The following is a 6,042-nucleotide window of genomic DNA, read 5'->3' as shown; positions in this document are numbered from 1 at the left end:
ACTATAAAAAAAGCCTCAGGAAAGAGGCTTAGAATGAGTTGTTTTTATCAGAATTATGGACTTGTGCAACGATTACCGTTGTTGCCCACAGTTAATTTCGCGGTAAATCTGTATTCTTATTCAATATATTTTCAAGTTCATCAAGACCATCTAAGAAAAATGTTTTGATTTTCTCAATCTGACTTCCATCTGCTAAAAACGTTTGAAGGCTTTTACTATATGTAACTCCGCACCAAGCTTTTGGATTTGATAAATTGTAACCTGTCCAATTCGGATTATTTGCTATTATATTTTTAAATGCAAGATTAATTTTGTCTCTCGCAGTTGATTGTGGTGCAACTTCTATAACAATACCAACGTCAGGATATTCTTTATCATTTGATGAATTCATCCAGTAACCAAGACCAATCCAAAGTTTTTCTTTATGATTTTTATAATAGATATATCTGTCGTGTTCTCTTAATTGTGTCATTGCAGTTGACTTTTTTGAAACACCTTTGTTAATCAGTTTGAATTTTTTAGATACTGCACCATAGAGAGATTCATCCATCATTCTTCTAACGTTTGTAAAATTAGTAAGAGTAATTATGTCCGCTGGATTGAATTGATTATTCATAGATAATTTATTTTGGTTCATAAAAACGAGTAACTCGAAAATAATTGGGTCTGATTTATATTTGTTGAAAAACCTATAAATTTTGAACCACCTAATTTGTATAAAGTCAATTTTACTCGTACAATCTTTAAATATTTGTTTTGAGTCTTTAAGGTCAAAGTGTTTTGTAATATAAACTAAGGTTTTCTTTTCATTAGTTATATTCTCTAAATGCTCGGCATATCTTTTTAACTGTTTGTACCCTTCTTTTGAGTTGACTTTGTTCTCGAAAAAAATTATTTTCTTTTCTAAAAAAATCGCCATATCTGGTCGACTATCAGTATTATGGTCTTTCAGTTTTTTAAGAGTTAATTGAGCTGTTATATCAAAATTTTCGACTCGTGAATTGTGTATTTTGAAATGATTTAAAAAGTCATTCATTAAGTCTAAATCACGACTTAAAACGAAATTGATTATTTCAGTCAAGAAATCTTCAAATGGTCGATTGTGAGCTTTTAATCTTAAATCAAATAATGTTTTGAATATTCCCAAGCGTTTTTTTTTAATTGTGGGCAACATTAGTATAAAGCTAATATACAATATTTCATATTTTAACCTACCTATTTAATGAAGTTATCAAAAGTTTTTATATATTGATTGCATAACTATAAAAAGGTGGGTTATCGAAAGGTTTAAAGGATATCAGCGATTGTTACGCATAAAGAGGTATTCAGAAAATACGGTAAATACTTATGTAAGTCTACTTCAGAATTTTCAAAAACATATAGGATTTGAAAGTAACGTTGAATCTCTTTCAGATAGAGAAATCTATAATGAAATAGTAAAACTCGTAGAGAAGACAGGATACTCTTATGGTTCTCAGAAACAATTACTAAGCACTATCAAATTATATCTGGTAGAAATTCATAATCGTGATATTAATTTAAAACCTGTTTATCCTGTTAGGAAACCACAGAAACTACCCATCATATTGTCTACTTTAGATGTAAAAAAAATACTCTTTGCAGTCAAAAATAGTAAACACAAGGCAATGCTTGCTACTGTATATGCATTGGGTTTACGTAGTGGAGAACTTATTAATCTACGATTAGAAGATATTCATAAAGACCAACAACTTATACATATCAAAGCATCTAAAGGAAATAAAGATAGAGTACTACCGTTGCCAGAAAAACTCAGAACAATATGGACGCCTTATTATAAAAAGTATCAACCTAAAGAATTTCTTTTTGAGGGGCAAAAAGGAGGAAAATATACATCTACCAGCCTTTTATTAGTTTTTAAGAATGCATGTAAAAAAGCAAACATACCTAATAATCATACGATACATAGCTTACGTCATGCCTATGCAACACATCTTTTTGATCGTGGTACAGATATTCGAATGATTCAAAAGTTATTAGGCCATAATAACATAAAGACAACGCTTATCTATACACAGGTTTCAAAACGATCGATGCTAGATGTAAAAAGCCCCTTAGAAGATATTATATGATTTTAATTTTAACCTTGTATACGCTTTCGCGAAAGCGGAAAAGGAAAAAATCACGACTCAAGGGAATCTCGAATCATGGCATATTCAAAATGAATATAAATATGTATAGCAATTATAACCAATAAAAAAGCCACTCCTTAAGAAGTGGCTTTTAACTATCTCATAGTTTGTTTAGAAATTAAGTTGGGTATTATCCATCAAAACGATACTGTCCGTTTTCTTCTAGATCGGCAGCAATTTGATTACGTAATGCAATTACATTCGGTTGGTTTTGGTATTTGGTAAAACGCTTTAATCCCATTAACATCATACGTTGCTCATCACCTTCAGCGAAAGAAACAATCGCTTCTTTGGCTTTGGTTTGGATGATATCTACCGCATTAAATAAGTATAACTGAGACATTGCGATTTGTATTGCTTGTGTATCTGCACCAAAACGTTTTGCGTTTTTCTCTGTACGTAAGATGGCACTTTCAGCCATATAGATCTCGATTAAGATATCGGCAGCACTTAGTAATAACTGTTGGTGTTCTTCTAGTTGTGGTCCGTATTTCTGTACGGCAGCTCCAGATACCATTAAGAATACTTTTTTAAGCTTAGCCACTAAGGCTTTTTCTTCCGAAAGTGTTTCAGAGTAATCTGGTGTTTCAAACGAAGGAATTCCTACTAATTCTTCTCCTACAGCGGTTGCAGGACCTAAGAAATCTACATGCCCTTTCATGGCTTTCTTAACCAGCATTCCTACAGAAAGCATACGGTTAATCTCATTGGTCCCTTCATAAATACGAGAGATACGTGCATCACGCCAAGCAGATTCCATTGGGGTATCGGCAGAGAAGCCCATTCCTCCAAAAATCTGGATCCCTTCATCTGTCGTTTGTTGTACATCTTCAGAAACGGCTACTTTTAAGATGGAACACTCAATAGCGTATTCTTCAACACCTTTCAGCTCTGCTTCTTGATGTGTATTTCCTGCCGCTTCACGCATAGCAATACGGTCTTCGATATTTTTTGCCGCACGGTAACAAGCCGACTCATCTACATACACATTGGTTGCCATGAGTGCTAGTTTTGCTTTAATCGCGCCAAAATCAATAATAGGCGTCTTAAACTGAATACGTTCTTTGGCATATTTGATAGACTCATCAATTACACGACGTTGTGCATCTAGACATGCAGCAGCCAACTTGATACGTCCTACGTTTAAGGCGTTCATAGCAATTTTAAATCCGTTACCACGATCAGAAAGCATATTTTCTACCGGTACTACGGTATCACTAAAGAATACCTGACGAGTAGAGGAGGAGTGAATTCCTAATTTCTTTTCTTCATCACCTAACGTAATTCCGTTACTAGGATCATTTTCTACAATAAATCCGGTGATATTTTTATCGTCTTCTATACGAGCGAACACAATAAATACATTACAGAATCCTGCATTGGAAATCCACATTTTCTGTCCAGAAATCTTATAGGTTTTTCCGTCTTCAGATAATACTGCTTTTGTTTTTCCTGAATTGGCATCAGATCCAGCACCAGGTTCTGTTAAACAGTAGGCACCAAACCATTCTCCAGTAGCTAATTTTGGTACATATTTTTGCTTTTGCTCTTCGTTACCGTATAAAGTGATTGGCATGGTACCAATCCCAGTATGTGCTCCAAAAGCGGTACTAAAAGACCCTGTAGCTCCAGAGATATAATCACATACTACCATCGTAGAGACAAAGCCCATTCCAAGACCTCCATATGCTTCTGGTACCGCAACACCTAGTAATCCTAGATCACCTGCTTTACGCATACAGGCTTCTGTAAAGGCATAATCTTTTTGCTCAAAACGTTCCCAGTGTGCCCAAATCTCACGATCTAAAAACTCCTTGGTACTATCACGCATCATTTTTTGTTCTTCACTTAAATCCTCTAGGGTAAATACATCTTCACATGCTGTTTCTTTTACGAGGAATTGTCCCCCGCGTAGAATCTCTTTTTCTGTTGCTTCTGTGCTCATCTTCTCTATTGACTTAGGACGTTAAGACTTAAGACGTAGGACATGTGTCGCTAGCTTAGGTCTTTTGTCTGATTATTAATTTAGTATTGCTTTATATGTTGTCCGCTTTCGCGAAAATTTACTTTGTTTATAGAGTATTACTCTATTTATGTTGTGTATTAGAGTGTTATTCTAATTTTAGAATGTGAATGCACTAGTATTCACACGTTGATTCAATTTCGCGAAAGCGAAAAGTCCTATGTCTTACATCAAGAGTACGCCAGTACTCTTCGTCTTAGGTCAATTTCGCGAAAGCGAAATTATTTCAAGAACTCATATATTCCAGCGGCTCCTTGTCCGGTACCGACACACATGGTCACCATTCCGTACTTTCCAGTCATATCACGCTTACGCATCTCATCAAAGAGTTGTACAGATAGTTTTCCGCCGGTACATCCTAATGGGTGTCCGAGGGCAATGGCTCCTCCATTTACATTGACGATATCAGGGTTCAGATCCAATTCGCGTATAACGGCGAGTGATTGTGAAGCAAAAGCTTCATTTAGTTCAATCAATTCAATATCTTTTTGCTGTAATCCTGCTTGCTTTAATGCTTTTGGAATCGCAGCGACAGGACCAATTCCCATAATACGTGGTGGTACACCTGCTGCAGCATAATTGACCATACGTGCGATAGGCTCAAGGTTTAATTCCTTCACCATTTCTTCACTCATTACGAGTACAAAAGCAGCACCATCACTCATTTGTGAAGAGTTACCTGCGGTTACACTTCCTCCAGCAGCAAATACGGGGCGTAGTTTGTTTAATACTGCCGTATTGGTTCCTGCACGAGGTCCTTCGTCTTTGGTTACGGTATATTTTTTGGTCGCTTTCTTTCCGTTCTCATCTACATATACTTGCTCTACATCTATTGGTACGATCTGGTCTTGAAAACGGTCTTCTGCTTGTGCTTTTAAGGCTTTCATATGTGAGTTGTATGCAAACTCATCTTGATCTTCACGAGATACATTAAACTCATTGGCTACAGCTTCGGCTGTATTTCCCATACCCCAATAGTAATCTTCATGTCCAGATTTTACGATGTCGTAATTTAATTCTGGTTTGAAGCCTGTCATTGGTACAGAACTCATAGATTCGGCACCCCCAGCGATGATACATTCTGCCATTCCTGCTTGGATTTTGGCAACGGCCATTCCGATGGTTTCAATTCCTGAGGAACAAAAACGGTTGACAGTTACGCCTGGTACATCAATAATGTCTAATCCCATTAATGAGATGAGACGTGCCATATTAAGTCCTTGTGATCCTTCTGGCATGGCATTTCCAACGATGACGTCATCAATGCGTTTTTTATCAAAGTTAGGGAGCTCATTCATCATATATTGAATGGTCTCTGCTGCCAACTCATCTGCTCGCTTAAAGCGAAATACTCCTTTTGGTGCCTTTCCTACTGCGGTACGGTAGGCTTTTACGATATATGCGGTCTTTGTCATAATCTAATGTTTATTGAACTGCGTTCAATGATTCAGGAATCAAAGGATTCAAGAGTCAGGACGCTTGTTATTCAAACCTGTTCATAAAATTTGAAATTTTGCTTTGTAAGCGTGTTACTTGCTTTTCCAAATCTGTGAACATTTCTTTTTCAATATAGTTTTGTCTTTTACAGACTATTAATTGTGTTTCCCATTCGAAAGCAGATCCTAAACTATTTTCTAGATATTTTAAAAAATGCTTGTCGGTACTTTTACTAGTTCCTTCAGCAATATTACTTGCAATCGAAACAGCACATCTATTCATTTGACTTACTAATCCAAATTTTTCATAATCAGGAAACGTTTTTGTCATTTTGTATGTAGCATCTATAAGTTCCATACTATCTGACCAAATTTGTAGTTTCTTAAAATTATGTCTCTTCATTTATTTTAG

At 35.8% G+C, this 6,042-nt stretch carries 5 protein-coding genes; 1 reads left to right on the top strand and 4 read right to left on the bottom strand.

The genetic code is table 11. The annotated features are described in order from the left end of the window. Nucleotides 1–91: 91 nt before the first annotated feature. The gene (locus Q1A60_RS20215; protein WP_299769155.1) at nt 92–1,174 is read right to left on the bottom strand and encodes a PD-(D/E)XK nuclease family protein; all 1,083 of its coding nucleotides are present in this window, start codon (nt 1,172–1,174) and stop codon (nt 92–94) included. 130 nt (nt 1,175–1,304) lie between these two features. Between Q1A60_RS20215 and Q1A60_RS20210 the strand changes: the two genes are divergently transcribed. Next, a complete protein-coding gene (locus Q1A60_RS20210; RefSeq protein ID WP_363322606.1) occupies nt 1,305–2,111 on the top strand; it encodes a tyrosine-type recombinase/integrase in 807 nt (268 codons plus the stop codon). A gap of 190 nt (nt 2,112–2,301) precedes the next feature. Here the strand turns inward: Q1A60_RS20210 and Q1A60_RS20205 are convergent, their stop codons facing one another. The 3 genes from Q1A60_RS20205 to Q1A60_RS20195 form a co-directional block, all read right to left on the bottom strand. Beyond that, complete coding sequence (locus Q1A60_RS20205; protein ID WP_299769153.1) at nt 2,302–4,116, bottom strand: acyl-CoA dehydrogenase family protein; 1,815 nt, start codon at nt 4,114–4,116, stop codon at nt 2,302–2,304. Nucleotides 4,117–4,415: 299 nt separating this feature from the next. Further along, on the bottom strand, nt 4,416–5,609 hold the full coding sequence (locus tag Q1A60_RS20200) for an acetyl-CoA C-acyltransferase (protein ID WP_299769150.1): 1,194 nt from the start codon (nt 5,607–5,609) through the stop codon (nt 4,416–4,418). Nucleotides 5,610–5,676: 67 nt separating this feature from the next. After that, nucleotides 5,677–6,033 carry a four helix bundle protein gene (locus Q1A60_RS20195; protein ID WP_299769148.1) on the bottom strand — a complete coding sequence of 119 codons (357 nt, stop codon included), beginning with the start codon at nt 6,031–6,033 and terminating at the stop codon, nt 5,677–5,679. Nucleotides 6,034–6,042: the final 9 nt, after the last annotated feature.

It is taken from the genome of uncultured Dokdonia sp. (assembly GCF_947492535.1).
GTDB lineage: Bacteria > Bacteroidota > Bacteroidia > Flavobacteriales > Flavobacteriaceae > Dokdonia.
This window is presented reverse-complemented; position numbering and strand designations above follow the sequence as displayed.